Here is a 24,169-nt window from a genome sequence, read left to right as displayed (position 1 = left end):
GCTGCAATGCCTCTGGTCATCACGAGCGCCTGCATCGACGTCAAGGATGGGATCTGCACGACAAGCTGTCCGGTCGACTGCATCTACGAAGGCGAGCGGATGTTCTACATCCACCCGGTGGAATGCATCGAATGCGGCATGTGCGAAAGCATCTGTCCCGTCGATGCGATCCGCTACGCCGACGAAGTGGGCGAAGCGGAACAAGAGTTTGTGCGCATCAACAATGACGTGTTTTATGACGCCGACGGAACACTGATCGAGCCGGGAGGCTGGCGTCGCGGCGACAAGCCGATACCGGACCATCGCGAGGTCCGTGATTTCCAACAAAGAACGATCGAGGACAAGACAGCATGAAAGGCATAGTAGCCGCGGTTCCGACACCGGTTGACGAGAATGGTCGTGCCCTGAAAGAAGCCTTCCTGGAGCACTGCGGCTGGGCACTGGCCAATGGCTGCGATGCCCTGAACGTGCTTGGCACGACGGGCGAGGCCAATTCGCTCGGCGTCGCGCAACGCAAGCACGTCATGGCCTGGGCGGCGGAAGCGTTCGATGCCGGCAAACTGATGGTGGGAACGGGCCTGCCGGCGCTGGAGGATACGCTCGACCTGACCCGGTCTGCCGCCGACATGGGCTATCGGGTGGCGCTCGTGCTGCCGCCGTTTTACTACAAGCCCGTGAGCGGCGATGGTCTCGTGGCCTGGTATGAAGCGCTGGATCGCGCGCTTGGCGATACGCCGATCCAGGTCTATTTCTATAATTTCCCGCAAATGACGGGCGTGCCGATTCCGGTCGACGTGGTCGCGCGCTTGGCGAAGGCCAATCCGGAACGCTTTGCCGGCATCAAGGATTCCTCCGGCGACCTGGCCTACTGCCGCGCGCTGGTGAAGGCGGTGCCGGGCCTCAAGGTTTTCCCGAGTTCGGAAACGGCCCTCGGGGAGGCGAAGGAGGCGGGCTTTGCAGGATGCATCTCCGCAACGGTCAACATCAGCGCACCACTATGCGCGACCCTTGTCGAAAAGGGAGACGAAAACGGCCTTGCTGCCCGGATCGGCAAGTTGCGGTCCGACATCGCCGCGCATCCTCTGGTGCCGGCGGTCAAATATCTCGTCGGCAAGCGGTCCGGCGACACAATCTGGAACCGTGTACTTCCGCCGTTCGTACCGCTTGCCGGTGCTGCGCGTGAGGCACTCGACGGCATCGACGGACAGCTTTGAATTCGGGGGAATCAATGGACAAGCACGACAATCTGATCGGCGGCGAGTGGGTCGGCGCTGATACCTATGGCGAGAACCGCAATCCCTCGAATTGGGACGAGGTGATCGGCCTTTATGCGCAGGGCAGCAGCGCCGATGCGGAGAGGGCGGTGGAGGCAGCGCGTGCCGCGGCACCGGGTTGGGCCGCGGCCACACCGCAAGCGCGCCATGATCTCCTGGAGGCTGTGGGCCGCAAGCTCGCCGAACGGTCGCAGGAAATCGGCCGCCTGCTGTCGCGGGAGGAAGGCAAGACGTTGGCCGAAGGCATCGGCGAAACCATGCGGGCCGCGCAGGTGTTCAAGTTCTTCGCCGGCGAGGCGTTGCGCGTGACCGGGGACATGCTGGCATCGGTGCGCCCCGACATCGATGTCGAGGTGACCCGGGAGCCGGTCGGCGTCGTCGGCCTTATCACGCCATGGAATTTCCCGATCGCCATTCCTGCGTGGAAGACAGCCCCGGCCCTCGCTTACGGCAACTGCGTGGTCCTCAAGCCGGCTGATCTGACGCCTGCCTGCGCGCATGTCATCGCACGGCTGCTGGACGAATGCGGCTGCCCGCCCGGCGTGTTCAACTTGGTGATGGGCCGTGGTTCAGTGGTTGGCGAAACGATCGTCACGCATCCCGGCGTCGATGCTCTGTCATTCACCGGGTCCGTGGGCACTGGCAGCCATATCGCCGAGGTCTGCGGGCGACTGAAGCGCAAATGCCAGCTCGAGATGGGCGGCAAGAATCCGATGGTGGTGCTCAACGACGCCGATCTCGACGTAGCGGTTTCTGCTTGCCTTAACGGGACATTTTTCTCCACCGGTCAGCGCTGCACCGCTTCGTCTCGGCTGATCGTCGAGGACGGCGTCCACGACGCGTTCGTCGAAAGGCTCGTTGCCGGGATGCGGGCTCTTCGGGTAGGGGATGCGCTCGCACCCGAAACGCAGATCGGACCGGTCGTCGACGGCAAGCAGCTTGATTCCAACCTCGCCTATGTCGACCTTGCCGGTAAGGAAGGGGCCGAAGTGATCGGCGGCGAGCGGCTCGAACTTGCGACAAACGGCTTCTTTCAGGCGCCGGCCCTGTTTCTCGGTACCGATAATTCCATGCGCATCAACCGCGAGGAAATCTTCGGGCCTTGCGGCTCGATCATCAAGGTCGGTGACTTCGATGAAGCGCTTGCTGTGGCCAACGACACCGAGTTCGGCCTGTCCGCCGGCATCTGCACAACAGGCCTGAAATCGGCGCGCGAGTTCAAGCGCAGGTCGCAGGCTGGCATGGTGATGGTCAATCTGCCGACGGCGGGCGTCGATTTCCACGTGCCTTTCGGTGGCCGCAAGGGCTCTTCCTACGGTCCGCGCGAGCAGGGACGCTATGCGGCCGAATTCTACACGACGGTGAAGACCGCATACGTCTTCGCGGGGTGAACCGGATGGGAGGAGAGATCTGGCGCGGCCGTTTCCTGGGGCTCTGCGACGAGGTCGCGAGCTGGTCTGAAGACCGCGACTTCAAGGTCGGCGCGGTGGTTGTCGGGCCCGGCCACGAGATCCGCGCGACGGGCTATAACGGCCTGCCGCGTGGCGTCTCGTCAGCCGACGACCGCCGTTTCGACCGCGCGAGCGGCGAGAAATTCTTCTGGATCGAACATGCCGAGCGCAATGCCATCTACAATGCGGCGCGCGCGGGAACTGCGCTCGCGGGATGCACGATCTACGTGAACCGCTTCCCCTGCGCCGATTGCGCCCGCGCGATCATACAGTCGGGCATCGTCTGCGTCGAATGTCCGCCGAAGCCCCGGAACGACGGAAAGCTGGATCACAGCTTCGACGTGTCGGAGACCATGCTTCGCGAGGCGGGTATTTCCGTCCTGACGCTTGATGAGCCGCTTGCGCACAAAAACTGATCCAACACCCTTCCTACCGATCGAGATTGGCGTTCCGCGCTGAAAGCCAGCGCAGCACGATGGATTCATCGGTGTCCAGGCCTTTCAGTGGCTGCCGATAGCGCCGCCGCAGTGTTTGGATTTCGTCACTCAGCGTGCCATCCTGCCAGGCTTCGATGACCGCAGGGTGCACGTAGCAGCGACGGCAAACCGCGCGGGTGTTGCGCAGGCGCTTCGCCACCGCGTCCAGCACTTCGTTGAGCGCGATTGCCTGCTGGCGCTTCGAGGGCGGCAACTCCCTGGACCCCAGCGCGAGCGCGGCAGAAACCGTCGCGCCCCAGGTGCGAAAGTGCTTGGACGTGAATTCCGCGCCGATAGCAGTCCTGATGTAGTCGTTGACGTCCTGCGAGCGGATGTCGCGTCTTTCACCGTCGTCGCCGAGATATTGGAACAGACGCTGGCCGGGCAGTTCCTGCACTGCGCGTACGACTGACGCGATCCTCCGGTCGGTGAACTTGAGGCGCCATTTCTGCCCGGATTTCCCAATGAATGAGAAACGCAGGCTTGCCCCTTCCACATCGAGGTGCTTCGAGCGCAGAGTGGTCAGGCCGAAACTCTTGTTATCGCGGCTGTAGATGTCGTTTCCAACACGTATCAGCGTGGTGTCGAGCAACCGAACCACAGAGGCCAGCACCCGCTCGCGCCGCAAGCCATGCTTGCGAAGATCTCGGTCGATCTGTTTGCGAAGCTTCGGCAGTGCCCGGGCGAACATGGCAAGGCTCGAAAACTTCGCTTCGTCGCGGCAGGCCGTCCAGGCCGGATGGTAACGGTACTGCTTGCGTCCGCGCTGGTCACGGCCGGTGGCCTGGATGTGCCCCTCTGCCAGAGTGCAAATCCACACATCCATCCACGCAGGTGGTATGGCCAGCGCCTTGATCCGCCCGATAATGGTTTCGCTTCCGAGGCGTTTGCCTTTCTCGTCGAGATAGACGAAGCCCTTTCCGGCACGGCGCCTGCGGATGCCCGGTTCGGCATCGTTTACATAGGCCAGATCGGCGCGCTCTGCGGCCTCCGACGGGTCATTGCCCGCAACGAACGCGTCCATCGCCGTTAGTAGCCGCCTATGATGGGCAGAATTTCTCCGGTGATGTAGCTGGAGCACTGCGGTGACGCCAGGAAGACATAGGCGGGCGCGATCTCTTCTGGTTGTGCCGGCCGCTTCATCGGAGTGTTCGCACCGAAGGTCGAGACCTGCTCGGCAGGGCGCTCGGAAGGATTGAGAGGCGTCCAGACCGGCCCCGGCGCGACGCAATTGACGCGGATACCCTTCGAAACGAGGCTGGAGCCGAGCGCGCGCGTGAAGGCGTGGATGCCGCCCTTGGTCATGGAGTAGTCAAGCAGTTCCGCGCTCCCTTCGATGCCGGTTACGGATCCGGTGTTGACGATCGCGCCGCCGTTCTTCATGTGCTTCACGGCGGCGCGCGCCATGTAGAAATAGCCGTAGAGGTTGGTCTTCAGCGTCGTATCGAAATGCTCGCTTGCAAGGTCCTCGAGACCGGACGCGTGATACTGGAAGGCCGCATTGTTGACGAGCACGTCGAGCCTGCCGAATTCCTCGACGACCTGCTCGACGGCCTGCTGGCAGTAGGCCTCGTCGCTGACATCTCCCGGAAGAAGCAGGCAACGCCGACCTTCGTCAGCAACCGCCAGCCGCGTCGTCTCGGCGTCTTCGTGTTCGCTCAGATACGAAATGGCGACGTCGGCGCCTTCACGGGCAAACAGAACCGCGACGGCGCGGCCGATGCCGGAATCGCCGCCGGTGATCAGTGCAGTCATGCCTTCCAGCTTGCCCGAGCCACGCCAGAACGGCGCGTCGTACATGGGCGGCGGCTCGAGTATCGCCTCGTCGCCCGGCTTTGCCTGATGCTGTTTCGGAAAGGGCAGAACCGGATAGGTTCGGGCGCCTGCCTGCATCGCGCCGGGCTTCGCGCCGTCGCCTTGCTCCTGGTCGCTGCTGTCCACCTGCTGCTGGATGCGGTGCTGCTGCTCGACGGCGTCGGCAGCGGTTTCATCGTGCTTCTGGTCAGCCATCGTCTGCTCCTCGATTTGAGCGCAGAACGGCGGGCTGATCGGTATGGTTCCGGAGTGCATCGAATTCGTATGCCGCCTGCGATCGCCACTGCGGAACCTTAGCCAGCGCCCCGTGTTGTGGATCAGACGGAGAAGCACCGATGGCGACGAGAGCCCTCTGGAAAGGCCATCTCAGTATCGGAGAATTGAGTTGCGCGGTTGCACTCTATGCAGCCGCGACGACTTCTGACCGCGTCTCTTTCCATATCGTCAATCGAAAGACCGGCAATCGCGTCCGGCGCGAATACGTTGATGAGGAAACCGGCAAGCCCGTCGATCGCGACGATCAGGTCAAGGGCTACGAGACGTCCAAAGGCAACTACGTCCTGCTGGAGCCGGACGAGATCGCGGCGGCGGTGCCGGAGAGCGACAAGACTCTGGCAGTCGAGAGTTTCGTCCCGTGCGACGAAGTCGACACGGTCTATTTCGACAAGCCCTATTTCGTCGCGCCGGCAGACGAAGCGGCCGAAGAGGCATTCGCCGTGATGCGCGAGGGCATGCGCAAGAAGAAGGTGGTTGCGTTGGCCCGCGCCGTACTGTTCCGGCGGGTGCGCACCCTGCTGATCCGGCCGCGCGGCTGTGGCCTCTTCGCCAACACGCTGAACTTCGACTGCGAGGTGCGCGCTGCCGACGATGCGTTCGACGCCGTGCCCGAAATGAAGATCAAGGGCGAGATGCTCGACCTCGCCAAGCACATCATCGACACCAAATCCGGCACGTTCGACCCCTCCGCCTTCGACGACCGCTATGACGCCGCGCTCGCCGAACTGGTCAAGGCCAAGGCGGAGGGCCGCGAGATCGAAAAGCCGAAGCGAAAGCGCGAGGGCAAGGTCATCGACCTGATGGAAGCGCTGCGCGAGAGTGCTGCCGCCGCCGGCAAGGGAAAGCGGAGCGCGAAGAAGAAGGCTTCGACGGCTTCAACGCCCAAACGCAAGGCCGGTTGAGCAATGGCGCTCGACACATATCGCCGCATGCGCGATTTCGAAAAGACGCCCGAACCGAAGGGCGCGGATCGCAAGGCTTCGGCCGGAAACAGTTTCGTCGTGCAGAAGCATGACGCGCGCCGACTGCACTACGATTTTCGACTGGAGATGGACGGCGTTCTCAAGAGCTGGGCCGTCACGCGCGGCCCGAGCCTTGTGCCGTCGGAGAAGCGGCTTGCCGTCCATGTCGAGGACCATCCGCTCGACTATGGCGACTTCGAGGGAACGATCCCGAAAGGCGAATATGGCGGCGGGACGGTCATCGTCTGGGATCGCGGAACATGGAAGCCGGAAGGTGATGCGAAGAATGGCCTCAAGAAGGGCCATCTCGAATTCACGCTCGAGGGCGAGAAGCTTTCCGGCCGTTGGCATCTCGTGCGGATGGCGAAGCGGCCGCGAGAAAAGCGCGACAATTGGCTGCTGATAAAGGGCGACGACGACCAGGCCCGCTCGGAAGACGATCCCGACATTCTGGAGGAACGGCCGGAATCCGTCAAAACCGGCAGGGAGGTCGCGGACGTGGCCGGCGAGGAGCCAGGCTGGTCGTCCCGGACCGGCAAGATCGACAAGGCGCCACAGAAGGCTGCACCCGCGGTTCGCGGGACGAAGAAGGCGCGCATGCCGGAATTCGTCGCGCCTCAGCTCGCCACGCTGAAGCCGCACGCACCTGCCGGCAAGGGCTGGATCCACGAGATCAAGTTCGACGGATACCGTCTCCAGGCCCGCATCGAAAAGGGCAAGGTGAAATTGCTGACCCGAAGCGGTCTCGACTGGACCGCGAAATTCGGCGAAGACGTGCCGAAGGCGCTTGGCGCGTTGCCTGTCGAGCAGGCTATCCTCGATGGTGAACTGGTCGTCGAAGCTGCAGGCGGCGCTTCGGACTTTTCCGCGCTGCAGGCGGATTTGAGCGCCGGTCGCGCGGACCGTTTTGTCTACTATGCCTTTGATATTCTCTATCTGGACGGTCGCGACCTGCGCGGTGCCGCGCTCGTGGATCGCAAGGCGGCGCTGGCCAAGCTTATCGAGGGCGCGCCGGATACGTTACGCTACTCCGACCACTTCGAAGAAGACGGCGAGATGGTGCTGCGCCACGCCTGCCGCCTCAGTCTGGAGGGCGTCGTTTCCAAGCGTGCCTCCGGCAAATACGCCTCCGGTCGCGGGCGCGACTGGGTCAAGTCGAAATGCAGCGACCGGCAGGAGATGGTCGTTGGTGGCTTCATGCCTTCGACAACGTCGAAACAGGCCATCGGTTCGCTCGTGCTGGGCGTCTACGACGACGGGAAGCTGCGTCACGTGGGGCGTGTTGGCACAGGCTTCAGTCGTGAAGTCGCGCACGATCTCTACACCCGTCTCAGCGCCCTTGAACGCAAGACGTCCCCGTTTGCCGACAAGCTCGACGCGGTGGCCCGGCGCGGCGTCCGTTTCGTCAAACCGCAATTGGTCGCCGAGGTCGAATTTCGCGACTGGACTGCGGATGGCAGGCTGCGCCATGCTGCGTTTCGTGGCCTGCGGGAGGACAAGCCGGCCGGCGAAGTGGTGCGCGAGGATGAAGGCGTGGCAACCAGAAAGGCGTCGACCTCAAAGGTGAAGCTCACGCACCCCGACCGCGTCTACTGGAAGGATGCCGGCGTCACCAAGGAGGGGCTTGCGAGCTATTATGCTCAGGTCTGGCGGCTGATGGCCCCGCATGTCGTTTCGCGCCCTCTGGCGCTTGTGCGCTGCCCGCAAGGCACAGCCCAGCAGTGCTTCTTCCAGAAACACGGTTGGAAGGGGATGAGCGGCGAAATCCTCACACGTCGCGATCCGCAGGGAGACGGCGAGGATGACACTCTGATAGCCGTCGATTCCCTGGATGGACTGGTCGGCCTCGTGCAGGGCGCTTCCCTGGAAATCCATACTTGGCAGGCCAGCCTCGACGAGCTCGAAAGGCCGGACCAGCTCGTGATCGACCTCGATCCGGGCGATGGCGTTGCCTGGAGCACGGTGATCGACGCTGCGCTTGAGGTGCGTAAGCGGCTGGAAGCCGCCAAGCTCACCGCTTTCGTAAAGACCACTGGCGGCAAGGGCCTCCATGTCGTCGCGCCCCTGAAACCCGCGGTCGGCTGGGACGTGGTCAAGGACTTCGCGCGGCAACTTGCCGATTCCATGGAAGCGGATGCTCCGGGCAGCTTCATCGCCAAGGCGACCAAGGCGGAGCGCAAGGGCAGGATATTCGTCGACTACTTGCGTAACGGCCGCGGCGCGACCGCGATTGCGCCGTATTCAACGCGTGCGCGAAAGGGCGCAACGGTTGCTATGCCTCTGGGCTGGGAGGATCTAGCGCCTGAGATCGGCCCAGGCTACTTTACCGTCGACAATGCGATGGCGCGGCTCGACAATCTCGCTGCTGATCCGTGGAGCGATTTCCGCAAGGCCGCCGCGCCGCTGAAAGTCAAGAAATCATAGCCTTCAGCGCGACTTGCCGCCCTTCTTCTCGGCCTCGACGCTTTTACGCAGCGCGTCCATGATCGAAACCACATTGTCGGGCGTATCGGCCGGTGCTTCCTTCTTCCCGCCCTTTCGCGGTGCCGGCGGGTTCTGCTTTTTCTTCTTTGAAGAAATGATGCGTTTCAGGCGCTTCTGCACCGTGTCCTGCACGATGGAAGGGTCCCATTCGGCGGTGCGTTCGTCGATCAACTTGCCGATCATCCGCAACGCTTTTGTATCCGGTTTGCCTTTGTCGATGCCGGAGAAATAGTCTTCCGCCTCCCGCACTTCGTCACCGTATCGCAGCGTCCAGACGACGATGCCTTTGCCGCGCGGCTCTAGCATCAACGCGCGCTCTCGCCGGTAGAGCACCACGCGCGAAATGCCGACCATGCCCGTCGCGGCCATCGCATCGCGGATCACCGAAAAGGCTTCTTCGGCGATCTTGTCGTCGGGTGTGAGATAATGCGCCTTGTCGAGCCATATCCAGGGAATTTCCTCCCTAGCCACGAAGGTGTCTATGTCTATGGTTCGTGCGCTTTCGAGCGCGACCGCCTCCAGTTCGTCATCCTCGAGCAGGATGAACCTGTCCTCGGAAATGGGATACCCTTTCACCTCGTCGCTCTCGCGAACCGGCTTGCCGGTTTCCTCGTCGACATAGCGGCTTTCGACGCGATTGCCGGTGGCTTGGTTGATTGTGTGAAAACGCACTTTGCCTCTGGGCGAGGTGGCAGGAACCATCGCAACCCGGCATGTCACCAGCGAAAGCCGCAGATAGCCCTTCCAGAAACTGCGTGGCGCCATTGCCGTCTCCACGTTCCAGATCAGGCAACGTGGGAGCTTCTCCTTCGTTCCGTCTGCCCTGTAGGGCAACGGCAACGGCGCTGAGACGCTGGACATCGACGGCTGGCAATCGCGATGGAAACCTCGGCGGGGGAAACGCCGCGGCCGATGCTCACGACCGCATCACGCGGCCTCCACTGACGTGAAGGCCGATTTGGAGGTCTTGCGCGCGCTTGCAAGAAGTCCTCGGGTGTAGTCTTCGCTCGGCGCGTTGAAGATGTCCGCCGTCTTGCCCTGCTCGACGATCCTGCCACGGTTCATCACCAGCACCCGGTCGCACAGTTCGCGCACCACCGCGAGGTCGTGGGAAATGAAGACGTAGGTCAGGTCCAGTTCCTCGCGCAGTTCGCGCAGGAACGCGAGCACCTGCGCCTGCACGGACACGTCGAGTGCCGAAGTCGGCTCGTCGAGAAGCAGGAGTTTCGGGTTCAGCGCGACGGCACGAGCGATGCACACACGTTGCTTCTGGCCGCCCGACAGTTCGTGCGGGTAGCGATAGCGGAACAGGCGCGGCAACTGCACGATGTCCAGCAGCCTGTCCACCTCCGCGTCGATGTCACGCCGCGACAGCTTCGACTGGATGCGGAAAGGCTCGCCGATGGCATCGCCGATCGTATGGCGCCCGTTGAGCGCCGAATGCGGGTTCTGGAACACGAGCTGCATATGCCGGCGCATGAGCCGCAAAGGCTCTCCGGAAAGCCCGGTAATGTCCTGCCCGTCAAAGATCACCTGTCCGCCGGTCGGTTCGATAAGGCGCAGCACGAGGCGGGCGATCGTCGATTTTCCGGAGCCGGATTCGCCGACGATGCCGAGTATCTCTCCCTTGGCCACGGAGAAATCGACCGCGTCGACGGCACGGACTTCGCCGCCCGAACGGGTCGAATAGACCTTCGACAAGTCCTTGACCTCAAGCAACGGCGTAGCGGCGGGAGACGCTGCCTGTAGCTCTACCGGGGCATCGATATCGGGAACGGCGGCAAGCAGCTTTCTGGTGTATTCGTGCCTGGGCGCGCGCAGGATCTCGACAGTCTCGCCTTCCTCGACGATTTCGCCGTGGTACATCACCGCGCATCGCTTTGCTACGGTCGCGATGGCGCCGACGTCGTGGCTGATCATGATGACAGTGAGGTTCAGCTTCTCGACAAGCTCGTTGATGAGGTCGAGCACCTGCGCCTGAACGGTGACGTCGAGCGCGGTGGTCGGCTCGTCGGCAATCAGCAGGTCGGGCTTGCCGGACAGCGCCATGGCAATCAGCACCCTCTGGCGCATGCCCCCGGAGAGCTGGTGCGGATACTGGTCGCAGACGCGTGCAGGATCGGGAATGCCGACCTGGTCGAGCAGTTCCTCGCTGCGCGCGCGGCGCGCTTTATGGCTTGTCGGTGTACCCGTCGCGCGGCCATGCGCGGCGATGACGTCGCCGATCTGCTGCCCGATCGTGAATAGCGGATTGAGGTAGGTCATCGGGTCCTGGAAGATCATAGAGATCCGCACGCCGCGGATCTTCTTCCATTCCACGTCGCTCAGCGTCGAAAGGTCGATCCCGTCGAACGCAATGCTGCCGTCTACCGTTCGTGAACGCTTCGGACCTATGCCGAGGATGGAACGGACCAGCACCGTCTTGCCTGAGCCGGACTCCCCGACGATGCCCAGCGTCTCGCCGCGCTTCACGGTGAGGTTGATGTTCTTCAGCACATGGACCGGGCCGTCGAACGTATCGATGTCGAGCGTGAAGTCTCTGATCTCGAGAAGGTCGCTCATCGTTCGCGGCTCCTCGGATCGAGAATGTCACGCAAGCCGTCGCCGAGCAGGTTGAAGCCCAGCACGGTCAGGAAGATCGCGGCTCCCGGGAAGAACGAGTACCACCACCAGTCGGGCATGTAGCTGCGCGCCACCGAGATCATGGCACCCCATTCCGGCGCCGGCGGTCGCGCGCCCAGCCCGATGAAGCCGAGGCTGGCGGCCGAAAGGATCGCCATGCCCATGTCCATGCTCATCTTGACGATGATCGGCGACCAGCAGTTCGGCAGGATGTGATGCCACAGGATCCATGGCGTGCGAGCGCCGAGCGAGCGGGCGGATTCGACGAACAGCTCTTCCTTGACCGAAAGCGTCTTGGCCTCGACCAGGCGCACATAGCCCGGCCACCATACGATCGCCAGTGCAATGACGCAGTTGGTGATGCCCGGACCGAGGGCAGCGACGATGGCCAGCGCAAGCGCCAGACCGGGAACGGCCAGGAAAAGTTCCGTGAGACGCATGATGGCCGCGCGGATGAAGCCGCCCTTGTAGCCGGCGATGATGCCGAGCGGTATGCCGATGAGCGCGCCGATACCGGTGATGAGGACGCCGATCCAAAGCGAGGTCCGGGCACCGACGATGACGCGCGACAGGATGTCTGAGCCCATCTCGTCAGTGCCGAAGAGATGCTCGGCGCTGGGCGGCTGAAGGCGCTGCGCCATGTCGAAGCCGCCGGTCGTATGTTCGGGATAGGGGGCGAGCCAAGGCCCGAAAGCTGCCAGAAGCAGGAACAGCACCACCAGCACGAGACCGAGCATCGACGAGAAACTGCCGGCGAAGGTGTAGGCGTAGAGACGCCACTGGCGGATGCTGCTTTCGTGCCGCTCGCGGAAGGACAGCCGTGCCGGCGGCGTGATGTCGTTGGTCGTCATCAGGCATTCCTCAGGCGCGGGTCGATCCATGCATAGGCGAGGTCGACGATCGTATTGGCGATGATGAAGAAGAAGCCGATCAGCAGGGTCACGCCGATGACCGGCTTGAAGTCCGACGACAGCGCCGACGACACCGCGTAGAGGCCGATGCCGGGCCAGTCGAAGACGGTTTCCACCAGCACCGTCGAACCCAGCATCCAGCCGAAGCGCAGGCCAATCATCGCAAGCGTCGGCAGCATTGCGTTCTTGAGCGCGTAAAGCGCAACGATGCGGCGCGACGACAGGCCGTGCGCGCGGGCAGCGACGACGTGGTCGGATTGCAAAACCTCGACCATCTCGGCGCGATTGACGCGCAGGATCGAGGCCAGGCAGGGGAACGATAGCACGATGGCTGGGAGGATGATGTGGCTGAGCGCTGTCCAGAACAGGGAGAACTGCCCGCGCAGAAGCGCATCGACCAGGAGCAGGTGCGTGATGGGTTCCGGCGGCCGTGCGACGAGCGGCAGGCGTCCAGATACGGGCAGCCAACCCATCTGAACCGCGAAGAATAGTTGCAGGAGAATGCCGAACCAGAATGCCGGAAGTGCTACACCGGAGATGGAAAATATTCGCGTCAGGTGGTCGAACCAGCTATTGCGGTAGACAGCGGACAGCATGCCGAGCGGCACTCCGACGAATATGCCCAGCGCCATGGCGACCAGAACCAGCTCTATCGTCGCCGGTGCGTAGCGCAGAAGCTCGTCGATGACGGGGCGCGTCGTCACGATGGATGTACCGAGATCGCCCCGCAGCAGGCCGCTCATATAGATGAAGAACTGCTCGGGGAGCGGCTTGTCTAGCCCGTTTTCCACACGGATGGTCTCGACCATGTCCTCGGTGGCGTTGGGGCCGGCGACAAGGCGGGCAGGATCGCCCGGCGCGACATTGGTGATGAGGAACGTCAGCGCGGCGATGCCGAGCATGGTTCCCACCAGAGTCGCCAGTTTCCGCAGCGTGAAGCTCAGCATGTGGCCTTTGGTCCTTGTCGGCGCGGGGAGCGCGGACGCTCCCCGCGTAGCGGTATTATTCCGCGTCGATCCACAGGGGATAGAGGTCGACCTCGCCGGTAAACCGTACGGGGCTGAACTTGAAGCCCTCCAGATAGTCGCGGTGTGCCCAGCGGCGGTTCTGGAGCATGCCGAACACCTCCGGCTGGTCGGCGACGATCTGCGTCTGGATCTTTGCATAGAGATCGGCGCGCTCGTCCCAGTCGGTGCTGGCGCGAGCCTTGTCGATCATACCGGCAACGTCCGGATTGTCGTAGAACGCCATCGCGTAATACTGGCCCCAGCTATTCTTGTGATACTGATAGGCCACCGCATCCGGGTCGGTCGAGATCGGCGTGACGTAGACCGAGGTCATCGCCGGCGAGGTTTCAACCCGCGAGCCGTTGGCCACCATATTCGGCCACTGCTCCGGCGTAATCTCGACGTTGATGTTCAGTTCCTTGAGGTTTTCGAGAAGCACCAGGCCGATACGACGCGCCTCTTCCAGACCGGCGACATGGACGTAAGGCAGCGTGATGCCTCCATCCGGGTATTGGGATTTCGCCAGATATTCCTTCGCCTTGGCCATGTCCTGTCGCGGAATATCGGGGACATCGATATGACCGCGCATGGCATCGGGCAGGGGGCTCGTCTGCAAGGACGCCGCGCCGTTGTAGATCTGGATGAGCGCATCGTAGTCGAGCGCGTAGGCAATCGCCTTGCGCAGGTTGATGTCGGCGGTGGGGCCCTGCTGGGTGTTGAACTTGATGCCGAAGGTGGTCATGCCCTTGTGGTTCTGGATCTCGATCCCGGGCGTGTTGGCGATCTGGACATAGTCGTCAGAGGTCAGGCCCTCGACAATGTCGACCTCGCCGCGCTGCAGCGACGCGCGCTGTGCGGACGGTTCGCGGATGATGCGGTAGATGACGCCAGCCGGACGGTTCTCGCCCTGCGGCCAGCCTTTCCAGTAGTCCGCGACGGCCTCGATTTCATAGAGGACGTTCGGCTCCCAGCGGCCGAGCTTGAAGGGACCGGACCCGGCCGCGTTTTCCGTCAGCCACTTCTCGCCATAGTCGCCGTCGACCTCGTTGGCCTTGACCTGCTCGGGATTGACGATGAACCACCAGGGCATGAAAGACAGGAACGGCGCGTAGGGCGCCTTGAGTTCGAACTGGACGGTGTAGTCGTCAACGACGGTGATGCCTTCGGGTGCAAGGAAGTCCTTCAGCATCCAGGCCACGCCCTTGTTGAGCTTGAGGCCGCGCTCGAAGGAATAGCGAACGGCCTCGGCGTTGACGGGGTCGCCATTGTGGAACTTGGCGTTCTCGACCAGCTTGAAGGTCCAGGTCTTGCCGTCTTCGCTCGTCTCCCAGCTCTCGGCGAGCCACGGCTTGATCTCGGCTGGGTCGCCTTCGTATTTGACCAGCGCGTCATATACGGCCTGCTGGATCATGCGCGTCGACCAGTCGTAGCGCACATGGGGATCGAGAACAGGGATCGCCTGGCGACCGGCAAAGACGATGATTTCGCCATTGTCGGTGCGCTCGAAGGCGGATGCCGGCGATGTCATCAGGGTGCCGCTCAGCAGTGCTGCTGTTATCGCGGCCAGAACAAGGTTTTTCTTCATCGATAGTTCCCCTTTTATTCAGGTGTTCAACCCAAGCCTCAAATCATCTGGCGAACGACGCCTGCCACGACGCGTCGGGAGAGCAGAACCGGCGCATTCGTCTGGGTGCGGACCTCGTCCAGCATCGCGGCCGTGTAACCCATGCAATGCATGACCACGAGGTCGCAGTCGGCCACGCCCTTGGCGCCGTCCGATACGCCGTTTCCCGAATAGGGTGACGCCGATACCACGGTCGGCTCTCCTGCGAAGACGTGCCGGCGCGCAAATTCCGCGACCTGCCTTTCGAGCGGGACGATCACGCCCAGCTTGCGGCAGGAAGCGGCAAGCGCCTCGACGGTGGAGTCCACGATCCTCTGGGCTTCGACCACAAGCGTGTTCTTCAGCGGGTCGATGCGGGTACCGGTGCACAGAAGCACGACAAGATCAAATCCGCCGGCGTCGATCTCGGCCAGGATTTCGTTCAGGCGCTCTTCGGTCCGTTCCTTGGAGGTAATGATCTCCGTGCCGTCGCGCAGGCGGGTCGCGAACGACAACTCGCCATCGTGTGCGCGAAACGTATCCAGCGCGTCGCCTTCAAGGTGGTCCAGGACTCCGAATTCTTGGAAGACAGGTTTGGCGTCGAGCCCGGCCGTGATCTCGGCCATCATCTCCGGCACGATGTCGGAACGCGGGGTCTGGCCGATCGTAACGAATGCGATGCGCGCAATGCCGGACATGTGGCTCGGTTCCTCCTGCTGATGGAACCAAGCTAGCCGTCAAAAAGTCCGCGCGACTATAGGGAACTCCCCCTAGGTGAGGAGGGAAACGCGGGTTGGCGCTGCCGCTTCGCCGTGCAATCGCATGCCTTCCACGGCGGCAAATCAGGGATGCCCGGCCTGAATCACCATGCGGATGAGGGCAGCCGAAGAAGCGACTTCCATTTTCGACATCACGTTCGAGCGGTGTATCTCGACGGTCTTCGGGCTGATGCCAAGCTGTCGCGCGATCGCCTTGTTCGAGAGCCCTTCGGCGACCAGCGACATGACCTGCCGCTCGCGCGCGGTGAGCCGGTTGACGCGCTCGGTGAACTCGCTCGACATGCCCGGCAGGGTAATCGGCTGCGACTGGTAGAGAAGCAGGCGCACGGCGCTGGCGATGATCCTGCGGGCGAGCACGACCGGCTTGCCGGTCACCTTGGCTGCCATCTCGCGGTCGGCTTCGGAAAAGCTCACAGAGTTGAGCACGATGATCTCGCAGTCGGCGAGGTCGAACAGCGCACGCGCAAGCGACTGCTTGTCGTTGTCGAGCGCATGGCTGGCTGTGATCCGATATGGCTGGAGCGCCGGAATATCGAGTTCGTTGATCTGCCGTTCCAGCGGCTGGATCAGGCCGACCGACGAGCCTTGCGCGGCCAGCGAAAAAACCGCCGATTCCAGCGCGCGCTGCGCGTTGACGGTCAGGCAGGTGCTGTCGAAGTCGCGGAAAAGACCGGTCGAAAGGATAACGATCAGGTCGAATTCATTCGGCCGAAACGCGGCGACAAGTTGCGCCATGCGCTCGCCGATCCGCGCTTTGGAAACAACGATTTCGCTGTTGTCGGCCAGCCGGGTCACGATGCTGGTCTCGCCCGGCCTGACCCGGAGGTTGTCGATCTCTCGTGCCGACAGCCCGTCCAGCGCTCCCAGTTCCAGGGCCTCGATCGGCATGTCGAGATTGGCGAGTATGTCGCCGATCAGGTCGGAGCGCGGCGACTGCCCGACGCTGACGAACATCACCTTCTTCGGCGGGGCCGGGGCGGTGCTGTTGTCCGTCGTGGTCACGTGGCGAGATACTCCTGTCGACCCCGGGCGGAATGCCTATTCGTTGGGCAAGCGCGATATAGGGGCAGTTCCTTATATTGTCGGCCGGTCTCCGAAGCTAGCTTCTAGCGCATCTTTCGGAGGTGAATATGATCCGTGACTTCGAGGTGGACGAGATCGATCCGCTGGCAGTGGGCGCCTGGATACTTGGAACGGGCGGCGGTGGCAGCCCCTATCTGGCGCAGCTCAATCTCAAGAAACTTTATCGCGACGGCCGCAAATGCAGGCTCATCGACCCGCTGGAACTCGATGACGACGATGCGGTGGCTGTCGTTTCCAAGATGGGCGCGCCACTCGTCGGTCAGGAGAGGCTGGTGGACCCGGCGCATCTCGCGCGCGCCATGAAGCTTATGGAAGAATATACGGGCAGGCCGTTCCGCGCAGTGATGAGCGTCGAGATCGGCGGCGGCAACGCGCTGTCGCCGTTCCTTGCCGGTGCGATGCTCGACATCCCGGTCGTTGACGCCGACGCGATGGGTCGCGCCTATCCGGAAGCACAGATGACATCCTTCGCGATCGGCGATCTGCAGATGTACCCGCTGACGCTGGTCGATTGCCGCGACAACGAGGCGATCGTCGCCAAGGCGGCAAGCTGGAAGTGGATGGAGCGGATTTCGCGCAAGGTCTGCACCGAAGTCGGTTCCACCTCGGCAACCTGCAAGGCGCCACGTACGGGCCGCGAGGTGAAGGACTGGGGCGTGCTGCACACCGTCACCAAGGCAACGAGCCTGGGCCGGGCGGTGCTCTCGGCGCGCGCGCGCCACACCGACCCCGTTGCCGCGGTGCTGGAGCACGAGGGCGGTGTCGAGCTTTTCAGGGGCAAGGTCACGGATGTCGACCGCACCACGACCGGCGGCTTCCTGCGCGGCGTTGCAAAGATCGAAGGGCTCGATTCGGATCGCGGGTCTTTGCTGGAACTCTCCTTCCAGAACGAGTGGGCCGTCGCCTTCCGCGATGGCACGCCAATGGCGATGACGCCGGACCTGATCTGTCTGCTTGATACGGTGTCGGGCGAAGCGATCGGGACAGAGACCGTCCGCTACGGACAGCGCGTGACGGCCGTTGCTCTTCCTGCGCCGGCCGTGTTGCAGACCCCCAAGGGTCTCGAACATGTCGGCCCCCGGGCGTTCGGCTACGACCTGGACTTCAAATCGGTATTTGCATCATGAAGCGTATTGGCATCGACGTCGGCGGGACGAACACCGACGCTGTCCTGATCGACGGCGAAACCGTTCTCAGTTCAATCAAGTTTCCCACCACGGCGGATGTGATGAAAGGCGTGGTCGATGCGATCCGCCATGTCACTGCCAGCCAGCCGGCCAGCGCCTCGCAGGTCGATGCGGTGATGATCGGCACCACGCATTTCACGAATGCGGTGGTGGAGCGGGCTCGCCTCGAACGCGTCGGTGCGATCCGCATCGCGATGCCGGCCGGCGCCTCCCTTCCGCCGATGGTCGACTGGCCGGACGACCTGCGCGAGGCAGTCGATCCCCTGAGCTTCATGGTCGAGGGTGGACATGAATATGACGGGCGGCCGCTCGTGCCGCTGGATCGCGACGCCGTGCGGGATGCTGCGATGCGCATCCGCGATGCTGGCATCCAGTCCGTCGGCATCACTGCGCTGTTTTCGCCGCTGACCACGGAATGTGAGGTCGAGGCCGCTGAGATCGTACGCTCAGTGATGCCCGACGCGCGGATCACCCTGTCGCATACGCTTGGCCGCATCGGCCTGCTCGAACGCGAGAACGTGACACTGCTCAACGCCGCATTGCAGGGGCTGGGCCAGCGCACGGTCGACGCGTTCGCCAAGGCGCTGAAGGAATCGGGTGTCCATGCGCCGTTCTATCTGACGCAGAACGACGGCACGGTGGTGCTCGCCGAAGTGGCGGCCGCCAACCCGGTTTACAGCTTTGCGTCAGGCCCGACCAATTCGATGCGCGGCGCTGCATTCCTGACCGGTCTCAAGGAGGCGATGGTCATCGATGTCGGCGGCACGACCAGCGACATCGGTTGCCTCGTCGGCGGCTTCCCGCGCGAGGCGAATAACGTTGTCGAGGTCGGCGGCGTGCGCACGCTGTTCCGCATGCCAGACCTGTTGCCCATGGCGCTCGGCGGGGGCACGATCATCGACCCGGAGAAGGGCACGATCGGTCCGCGCAGCGTCGGCTATCGCATCACCAGCGAGGCGCTTGTCTTCGGCGGATCGACGCTGACCACGACCGACATCGCGGTTGCTGCGGGGCTTGTCGAGATCGGCGACCGCGACCGGGTCAGCCACCTCGACCAGACGCTCGTTTCGACCTTGCTCAAGCGTATCGAGCAGATGGTCGAGGACAGCGTCGACCGTATGAAAACCTCTGCGGATGGCGTCGAGCTCATCGCTGTGGGCGGGGGCTCGTTCCTCATCCCCGAAAAGCTGAACGGCGTCAGCGAGGTCCTGCGCGTAGAGCACGCGGGCGTCGCCAATGCACTTGGCGCCGCCATGGCGCAGGTATCGGGCGAGGTCGATCAGGTCTTTTCCGAGATGAGCCGCGACGCTGCCATCGCGGAGGCCGAGAAGCTTGCCCGGCAGCGCGCGATCGAGGCTGGAGCGCAGCCGGGCACGATCTCCTTGCTCGATACGGAGGATATTCCGATCGCCTATCTGCCCGGGGATGCGCGCCGCGTGCGGGTGCGTGTCGTGGGTGACATCGCCTTCAACGAGAAGCGCGAGGTCGCTTGACCGATCTGGTGCAGACGGCGGCGGTCAAGCCGTCGTCGATCTGCGTCTGATCGTCAACTAGCTTGCGAAGGTGAGCTGCATCTTGATGGCGCGGCTGCGGTCGCCGGCGACCTCGAAGGCGGCCGGCGCTTCCGCGAGATCGACCGCGCCGGTGATGATCGGCCTGACATCGATGCGCCGCTGATCGATCAGCTTCACCGCCTGGGCGTATTCGCCGACGAAGCGGTGCGTGCCGACGAACGCGATCTCCTTGCCGACAATCAGGTTCAGCGGCACCGCGACATCTCCGGCCACGCCCACTTCGACCAAAGTGCCCTGCGGCCGGATAGCCGCGATAGCGGCGCGTACCGCTGGCGCCGCAGCCGAGCATTCAAAGGCGAGATCGAAAGTGCCCTTGCCCTCGGTGTAGGTGTCGAGCCGTTCCGGGTTCGAGCCGACATTGATGATCTCGTCGGCGCCCATGCGTCGTGCAACGTCCAGCGCGGCGTCCTGCAGGTCGGTCGCCACGATATGGCTCGCGCCTGCATGGCGCAGGGCAGCGATTACCAGCGCACCGATCGGACCAGCACCGCTGACGAGCGCCGTCTTGCCGGCGATGTTGCTAGCCGACGCGCCGGCGCGGTTGAGCGCATGCAGGCAGACCGCCAGCGGCTCCGCACAGGCGGCCTCGGCAAGCGACACCTGATCGTTTTCGAGCTTTACGCACTGGTAGGCGTCGACGACCATGAGGTCGCGGAAGCCGCCTTGCTCGTGCGGGAACCGCAAGGCCGAACCGAAGAAGCGCATCGTTAGGCAATGCTGCTGGAGACCTTCGAGGCAATAGCGGCACTTGTTGCATGAGCGGCTGGGGTTGACCGCGACTCGGTCGCCCGGCTCCAGCCCCTCAACCTGAGGACCGATGGCGCGAACGGTGCCCGCCACCTCGTGGCCGAGGATGATCGGCTCGCGGACACGGATCGGTCCGAAGCCGCCATCCTGGTAGTAGTGAAGATCGGACCCGCAGATGCCGCCGGCGCCCATGGCGACCAGCACCTGGCCCGCACCCGGCTCTGCGACATCCATCTCCTCGATCCTGATGTCGCCCTTCTCGTGCAGCCGGCAGACGCGGGTTTTCATGGAACGACTCCGTACAGATTATCGCGCCATCAGCGTGGTCGGCAGCCAGGTCGAGATCGCCGGAACGTAAGACACCAGCAGCAGCACGATGATGTTTGAAAGCAGGAAAGGCACGATCGCCTTGACCACCGGTAGAAGCGGCAGGCGGGCGATGTTGGCGCAGACGAACAGGCAGACGCCGACCGGCGGCGTAGTCAAACCCAGCATCAGGTTGAGCACGGCGAAGGTGGCAAAATGCAGCGGATCGATCCCCACGGCCTGCGCCAGCGTGAGCAGCGGCACGAACAGGATGATGAGCGCTGCGATCGTCTCCATGAACATGCCGACGAACAGGAGAAGCAGGTTGATAAGCAGGATCACCAGAAACTTGTTGTCGGTGATGGACAGAACCGCACTGACGATCATCTGCGGGATGCGTTCGGCCGAAAGGATCGATCCGAAGACGTTGGCGAAGCCGACCAGCGCGAGAATGCCCGCTGACGAGACGGCGCTGTCGATGACGATCTTCGGCACTCTGGCGATCGGCAGTTCGCGGTAAACGAATGCACCGACGACGAAGGCATAGATGGCAGCGACTATGGCGGTTTCGGTCGGCGTGGCGACGCCGGACATGAGGCCGCCGACGATGAGCGCCGTCATGGCGATCGCCCAGAACGCGCTGAAGAACGACGTGACGAGTTCGCGTACGCCCTTCCATTCCTGGCGGGGAAAATTGCGCCGCACGGAGATGATGTAGCAGGCGACCATCATGCCGATGCCCATGAGGATGCCCGGTACGGCACCGGCGAGAAACATCTGGCCGACCGAGATTCCCGACAGCGCGCCGACGATGATCATCGGCACGCTGGGCGGGATCATCGGCCCGACCGTGGAAGACGCCGCGGTGATGGCGGCCGAGAAGTCGGCCGGATAGCCGGACTTCTTCATGCCTGGTATCAGCACGCTGCCGAGCGAGGCGGCGTCGGCTACAGCCGTGCCCGAAATGCCGCCGAAGAGCATCGAGCCGGCGACATTGGTCATGCCGAGCCCGCCGCGCATCCATCCGACAAGCGCGTTGGCGAAACGGATGATGCGTTCGGTGATGCCGCCGCCGTTCATCAGGTTGCCGGCGAGGATGAAGCCGGGGATGCACAGGAGCACGAACACATCGATGCCCGCGAACATGCGTTGCGGGATGATCACCAGCGGCATGCCCGAGGCGACGATATAGGCAAGCGACGCCAGTCCGAGGCAGATCGCCACCGGGACGCCAAGCGCGAGCGTGATGAGAAATGTGCCGAAGAGCCAGAAAAGTTCCACCTATTCCTCCTCGGCAAAATGCGCGCGACCATCGTCGCTGCCCGTCAGCATTCCGATGGCGCGGAGAAGCGAAAACACCAGCAGGGTGATCGCGAGAACCAGAACGCTGGCGTGAATCATGTCCATCGACCAGCGCAGACTGGGTGAGGTCTGCATGGCGCCGATGCTTGTGAAGCGCCAGGCCGGCGCGATCATCAGAGCCGCGAGCCCGGCGGTAAGGATCGTAGAGATCAGCCGCATCCACCATGCAATGCGTTCCGACATCGCATCCTGGATGATGTCGACGTTGACGAGGTCGCCGCTGCGAAGGCAGAGCCCAGCGCCTATGCCTGCCATGTAGAGCAGCATGAAGCGCGCCAGTTCCTCGGTCCATATAGGCGAGCTGCTCGTGAAGGTGCGGGCATAGACCTGGATCGCGACCGCTGCGATCAGCACGGCGAAGGCGATGCCGATCGCGATGCGACAGAGCATGTCCAGAGCATCGGCTATGCGGGTGACGGCCGTCATGATGCGCTCACCTCATTGCAAGGGGAGCGCGGCCGTTGGTGGCCGCGCTCCGTTTCAATGACTACTGCTGACTGAACAGGTCTTCGACGATCGGCCGGATGCTCTCGTCGACGCTGTTGATCACGGCGTCGCGCGCGGCGGTTGCAAAAGCCGCGGTATCGACCTCGACGAAGGTCATGCCCTTGCCCTCCAGATCGTCGCGGATCGCCTTTTCGTCGCTGAGGAACTGCTCACGCTCGAATTCCTGCGCACGCCGTCCCGCTTCCAGCACGTGCTCGCGATCTTCCTCCGACAACTGGCCCCAGATCTGTTCGGAGATCGTTAGGTAGATCCACGAGCGGACGTGCTCGGTGAGGTTCACATGGCTTTGCACCTCGTTGAACGAGGCGGACTGGATCAGCGCCAGCGGGTTTTCCTGGCCTTCGATCGTGCCGTTCTGCAGCGAGGTAAACACCTCCGAGAAGGCCATCGGTGTCGGCGAGGCGCCGAGGGCCGACCAGGTGTCGACGAAGAGCGGCACGTTGGGAACGCGCATGCGGAAACCGTTCAGCTCCGAGGGCGATGCGATCGGCCGGTTCGAGGTGAGATTGCGCGGCCCGCGCGCGAAATAGGCGATCGGGCGCACCTGTGCGCGCTCGATGATCTGGGCTTCGATCTGGTCGCCGATCTCGCCGCTCGCGACCCCGTCCATCTGCTCGAGAGAGGTGTAGGCATAAGGCACGGCAAGAAGCGCGGCCATCGGCGCCCAGTTCTGCAGGCTCTCGCCGGTAATCGTCATCTCGACGGTGCCGAGCTGCATGCCGTTGATGAGGTCCATTTCGCGGCCGAGCGAGTCGTTCGGAAACACCTCGACGGCGATGCGGCCGTCGGTGAGCGCGGAAAGCTCCTCGCCGAACTTCACCGATGCCTTGTGCCAGGAGTTCTGCTCGTTGGCGAGGTGGCCGAGCTTGAGCGTGAGCTCCTGGGCGAGGGCGCCGGTGGCGGTCAGTGCTGCAAGCGCCAGGCCCGCGGCGAACGACTTGATGATGGAACGAGACGTCATGAGGTATCCTCCCTGTGGATTGATTTTCTCGGTTTTCAGTTTCATCGCGCTGCGCCGAAAAGGTCCGGCCTTGCCTTGGCGACCTCGGGCAGGGATTTCAGGATTTCACGCAGATGAGCGCGCATCGCGGCTTCCGCGCGCGGAGCGTCATTTTCGACGATGCCCGCGACGATTTCCTCGTGCTGGCTGATCAGCAGCCGCACATGCAGCTTCTCGACGCTGAGGTAGCGCACACGGTCCATCTGCGCCTTGACCTCCTCGATGACCCTCCAGGCGTATGACTTGCCGGCCATCTCGGCGAGCGTGCGGTGGAAGAGCTCGTCCAGCTTGACGAAGCCGTCTGAATCGTCGTCCGCCACGCGCTTCTGCCGGTCTATCTGGGCGAGCAGTTCCGTCCTGATCGTCGTATCGCACCGCTCGACGACGAGCTTGACCACATCGGCCTCGATCGCCTCGCGCACGAAGCGGGCATCCATGACGGCGTCGGTCGAAATTCGGGTGATCATCGTGCCGCGCTGCGGCCTGATCTGCACGAGCCCGGCTTCCGCCAGCTTGATGAAGGCCTCGCGCACCGGTTGGCGCGAAACGTCGTAGCCACGGGCGATCTCGGTTTCCGAAATGACCTCGCCGGGAAGGAGCTCGGTGCGCACGATGCGGTCGCGCAGCAGCCGGTAGATCTGCGGCGCGATTGCTACCGAAGAGTTTATGGCGCTCGCGATGACGGCGGTGTCCATTTTCAGGTTACTCCTCCCTTGGGCAAAACTATCCACCATACTTCCATA

At 63.2% G+C, this 24,169-nt stretch carries 22 protein-coding genes; 8 read left to right on the top strand and 14 right to left on the bottom strand.

Features of this window, described 5'->3' with window-relative positions:
• Window positions 1–6 precede the first annotated feature (6 nt).
• Genes ACVJNE_RS13945 through ACVJNE_RS13930 form a run of 4 tightly spaced genes read left to right on the top strand, consistent with a single transcriptional unit; the run spans window position 7 to window position 3,141 of the window.
• A complete protein-coding gene (locus ACVJNE_RS13945) occupies window positions 7–354 on the top strand; it encodes a ferredoxin family protein (protein ID WP_499566437.1) in 348 nt (115 codons plus the stop codon).
• Complete coding sequence (locus ACVJNE_RS13940) at window positions 351–1,214, top strand: dihydrodipicolinate synthase family protein (protein WP_499566435.1); 864 nt, start codon at window positions 351–353, stop codon at window positions 1,212–1,214. The genes ACVJNE_RS13945 and ACVJNE_RS13940 overlap by 4 nt, the downstream gene beginning before the upstream one ends.
• A 14-nt stretch (window positions 1,215–1,228) precedes the next feature.
• Complete coding sequence (locus tag ACVJNE_RS13935; RefSeq protein WP_499566434.1) at window positions 1,229–2,665, top strand: aldehyde dehydrogenase family protein; 1,437 nt, start codon at window positions 1,229–1,231, stop codon at window positions 2,663–2,665.
• A gap of 5 nt (window positions 2,666–2,670) precedes the next feature.
• A complete protein-coding gene (locus tag ACVJNE_RS13930) occupies window positions 2,671–3,141 on the top strand; it encodes a deoxycytidylate deaminase (RefSeq protein ID WP_499566432.1) in 471 nt (156 codons plus the stop codon).
• Window positions 3,142–3,154: 13 nt separating this feature from the next.
• Here ACVJNE_RS13930 and ACVJNE_RS13925 read toward each other — a convergent pair whose 3' ends face one another.
• Both ACVJNE_RS13925 and ACVJNE_RS13920 read right to left on the bottom strand, forming a co-directional pair.
• Entirely contained in the window at window positions 3,155–4,225 is a 1,071-nt protein-coding gene (locus tag ACVJNE_RS13925; RefSeq protein ID WP_499566431.1) for a DNA topoisomerase IB, read from the bottom strand.
• Window positions 4,226–4,230: 5 nt separating this feature from the next.
• Entirely contained in the window at window positions 4,231–5,211 is a 981-nt protein-coding gene (locus ACVJNE_RS13920; protein WP_499566429.1) for an SDR family oxidoreductase, read from the bottom strand.
• A 140-nt stretch (window positions 5,212–5,351) separates the two neighbouring features.
• On the opposite strand from ACVJNE_RS13920, the gene ku (ACVJNE_RS13915) reads away from it, so the two are divergent.
• Both ku (ACVJNE_RS13915) and ligD read left to right on the top strand, forming a co-directional pair.
• Window positions 5,352–6,194 (top strand): non-homologous end joining protein Ku, encoded by an 843-nt coding sequence (gene ku / locus ACVJNE_RS13915; protein ID WP_499566427.1) that lies wholly within the window; start codon window positions 5,352–5,354, stop codon window positions 6,192–6,194.
• Between the two features lie 3 nt (window positions 6,195–6,197).
• On the top strand, window positions 6,198–8,678 hold the full coding sequence (gene ligD / locus ACVJNE_RS13910) for a DNA ligase D (protein WP_499566425.1): 2,481 nt from the start codon (window positions 6,198–6,200) through the stop codon (window positions 8,676–8,678).
• Between the two features lie 3 nt (window positions 8,679–8,681).
• On the opposite strand, the gene ku (ACVJNE_RS13905) is transcribed toward ligD, so the two are convergent.
• From ku (ACVJNE_RS13905) to ACVJNE_RS13875, 7 genes are all read right to left on the bottom strand, one after another.
• Window positions 8,682–9,503: a non-homologous end joining protein Ku gene (gene ku / locus ACVJNE_RS13905; protein ID WP_499566423.1), complete on the bottom strand. Its 822-nt coding sequence runs from the start codon at window positions 9,501–9,503 to the stop codon at window positions 8,682–8,684.
• Between the two features lie 162 nt (window positions 9,504–9,665).
• Window positions 9,666–11,300, bottom strand: a complete 1,635-nt coding sequence (locus ACVJNE_RS13900; protein ID WP_499566421.1) for an ABC transporter ATP-binding protein — start codon at window positions 11,298–11,300, stop codon at window positions 9,666–9,668.
• Complete coding sequence (locus ACVJNE_RS13895) at window positions 11,297–12,211, bottom strand: ABC transporter permease (RefSeq protein ID WP_368802420.1); 915 nt, start codon at window positions 12,209–12,211, stop codon at window positions 11,297–11,299. The genes ACVJNE_RS13900 and ACVJNE_RS13895 overlap by 4 nt, the downstream gene beginning before the upstream one ends.
• The gene (locus ACVJNE_RS13890; protein WP_444724943.1) at window positions 12,211–13,218 is read right to left on the bottom strand and encodes an ABC transporter permease; all 1,008 of its coding nucleotides are present in this window, start codon (window positions 13,216–13,218) and stop codon (window positions 12,211–12,213) included. The genes ACVJNE_RS13895 and ACVJNE_RS13890 overlap by 1 nt, the downstream gene beginning before the upstream one ends.
• Window positions 13,219–13,273: 55 nt before the next feature.
• Window positions 13,274–14,863, bottom strand: coding sequence for an ABC transporter substrate-binding protein (locus ACVJNE_RS13885; protein WP_499566419.1), 1,590 nt, complete (start codon window positions 14,861–14,863; stop codon window positions 13,274–13,276).
• 38 nt (window positions 14,864–14,901) lie between these two features.
• Window positions 14,902–15,579, bottom strand: a complete 678-nt coding sequence (locus tag ACVJNE_RS13880; protein ID WP_499566417.1) for an AroM family protein — start codon at window positions 15,577–15,579, stop codon at window positions 14,902–14,904.
• 144 nt (window positions 15,580–15,723) lie between these two features.
• Window positions 15,724–16,662 (bottom strand): AroM family protein, encoded by a 939-nt coding sequence (locus tag ACVJNE_RS13875; RefSeq protein ID WP_499566415.1) that lies wholly within the window; start codon window positions 16,660–16,662, stop codon window positions 15,724–15,726.
• 128 nt (window positions 16,663–16,790) lie between these two features.
• Here ACVJNE_RS13875 and ACVJNE_RS13870 point away from each other — a divergent pair, with 128 nt between their 5' ends.
• Together ACVJNE_RS13870 and ACVJNE_RS13865 are read left to right on the top strand one after the other, a co-directional pair.
• Entirely contained in the window at window positions 16,791–17,870 is a 1,080-nt protein-coding gene (locus tag ACVJNE_RS13870; RefSeq protein ID WP_444724946.1) for an S-methyl thiohydantoin desulfurase family protein, read from the top strand.
• A complete protein-coding gene (locus ACVJNE_RS13865) occupies window positions 17,867–19,423 on the top strand; it encodes a hydantoinase/oxoprolinase N-terminal domain-containing protein (protein ID WP_499566413.1) in 1,557 nt (518 codons plus the stop codon). Before ACVJNE_RS13870 ends, ACVJNE_RS13865 begins: the two co-directional genes overlap by 4 nt.
• Before the next feature lie 57 nt (window positions 19,424–19,480).
• On the opposite strand, the gene ACVJNE_RS13860 is transcribed toward ACVJNE_RS13865, so the two are convergent.
• The 5 genes from ACVJNE_RS13860 to ACVJNE_RS13840 all read right to left on the bottom strand — a co-directional run bounded on the left by ACVJNE_RS13860 (window position 19,481) and on the right by ACVJNE_RS13840 (window position 24,121).
• A complete protein-coding gene (locus tag ACVJNE_RS13860; protein WP_499566411.1) occupies window positions 19,481–20,539 on the bottom strand; it encodes an L-idonate 5-dehydrogenase in 1,059 nt (352 codons plus the stop codon).
• Between the two features lie 18 nt (window positions 20,540–20,557).
• Window positions 20,558–21,838, bottom strand: a complete 1,281-nt coding sequence (locus ACVJNE_RS13855; protein WP_499566409.1) for a TRAP transporter large permease — start codon at window positions 21,836–21,838, stop codon at window positions 20,558–20,560.
• Entirely contained in the window at window positions 21,839–22,345 is a 507-nt protein-coding gene (locus ACVJNE_RS13850) for a TRAP transporter small permease (RefSeq protein ID WP_499566407.1), read from the bottom strand. It lies immediately after the preceding gene.
• A gap of 61 nt (window positions 22,346–22,406) precedes the next feature.
• Window positions 22,407–23,387, bottom strand: a complete 981-nt coding sequence (locus tag ACVJNE_RS13845) for a TRAP transporter substrate-binding protein (protein ID WP_421929047.1) — start codon at window positions 23,385–23,387, stop codon at window positions 22,407–22,409.
• Between the two features lie 41 nt (window positions 23,388–23,428).
• Window positions 23,429–24,121, bottom strand: coding sequence for a GntR family transcriptional regulator (locus ACVJNE_RS13840; RefSeq protein ID WP_499566405.1), 693 nt, complete (start codon window positions 24,119–24,121; stop codon window positions 23,429–23,431).
• Window positions 24,122–24,169 lie beyond the last annotated feature (48 nt).

It is taken from the genome of Mesorhizobium sp. DxT, from assembly GCF_058448885.1.
The sequence above is the reverse complement of the archived record's forward strand: the minus strand, read 5'-3'. Positions and strand labels throughout refer to the sequence as shown.

Bases quoted from the DNA above. Each gene is read 5' to 3' on its own strand.
- ACVJNE_RS13945 (WP_499566437.1), top strand. From the start codon at position 7: ATGCCTCTGGTCATCACGAGCGCCTGCATCGACGTCAAGGATGGGATC.
- ACVJNE_RS13940 (WP_499566435.1), top strand. From the start codon at position 351: ATGAAAGGCATAGTAGCCGCGGTTCCGACACCGGTTGACGAGAATGGT.
- ACVJNE_RS13935 (WP_499566434.1), top strand. From the start codon at position 1,229: ATGGACAAGCACGACAATCTGATCGGCGGCGAGTGGGTCGGCGCTGAT.
- ACVJNE_RS13930 (WP_499566432.1), top strand. From the start codon at position 2,671: ATGGGAGGAGAGATCTGGCGCGGCCGTTTCCTGGGGCTCTGCGACGAG.
- ACVJNE_RS13925 (WP_499566431.1), bottom strand. From the start codon at position 4,225: ATGGACGCGTTCGTTGCGGGCAATGACCCGTCGGAGGCCGCAGAGCGC.
- ACVJNE_RS13920 (WP_499566429.1), bottom strand. From the start codon at position 5,211: ATGGCTGACCAGAAGCACGATGAAACCGCTGCCGACGCCGTCGAGCAG.
- ku (WP_499566427.1), top strand. From the start codon at position 5,352: ATGGCGACGAGAGCCCTCTGGAAAGGCCATCTCAGTATCGGAGAATTG.
- ligD (WP_499566425.1), top strand. From the start codon at position 6,198: ATGGCGCTCGACACATATCGCCGCATGCGCGATTTCGAAAAGACGCCC.
- ku (WP_499566423.1), bottom strand. From the start codon at position 9,503: ATGGCGCCACGCAGTTTCTGGAAGGGCTATCTGCGGCTTTCGCTGGTG.
- ACVJNE_RS13900 (WP_499566421.1), bottom strand. From the start codon at position 11,300: ATGAGCGACCTTCTCGAGATCAGAGACTTCACGCTCGACATCGATACG.
- ACVJNE_RS13895 (WP_368802420.1), bottom strand. From the start codon at position 12,211: ATGACGACCAACGACATCACGCCGCCGGCACGGCTGTCCTTCCGCGAG.
- ACVJNE_RS13890 (WP_444724943.1), bottom strand. From the start codon at position 13,218: ATGCTGAGCTTCACGCTGCGGAAACTGGCGACTCTGGTGGGAACCATG.
- ACVJNE_RS13885 (WP_499566419.1), bottom strand. From the start codon at position 14,863: ATGAAGAAAAACCTTGTTCTGGCCGCGATAACAGCAGCACTGCTGAGC.
- ACVJNE_RS13880 (WP_499566417.1), bottom strand. From the start codon at position 15,579: ATGTCCGGCATTGCGCGCATCGCATTCGTTACGATCGGCCAGACCCCG.
- ACVJNE_RS13870 (WP_444724946.1), top strand. From the start codon at position 16,791: ATGATCCGTGACTTCGAGGTGGACGAGATCGATCCGCTGGCAGTGGGC.
- ACVJNE_RS13865 (WP_499566413.1), top strand. From the start codon at position 17,867: ATGAAGCGTATTGGCATCGACGTCGGCGGGACGAACACCGACGCTGTC.
- ACVJNE_RS13860 (WP_499566411.1), bottom strand. From the start codon at position 20,539: ATGAAAACCCGCGTCTGCCGGCTGCACGAGAAGGGCGACATCAGGATC.
- ACVJNE_RS13850 (WP_499566407.1), bottom strand. From the start codon at position 22,345: ATGACGGCCGTCACCCGCATAGCCGATGCTCTGGACATGCTCTGTCGC.
- ACVJNE_RS13845 (WP_421929047.1), bottom strand. From the start codon at position 23,387: ATGACGTCTCGTTCCATCATCAAGTCGTTCGCCGCGGGCCTGGCGCTT.
- ACVJNE_RS13840 (WP_499566405.1), bottom strand. From the start codon at position 24,121: ATGGACACCGCCGTCATCGCGAGCGCCATAAACTCTTCGGTAGCAATC.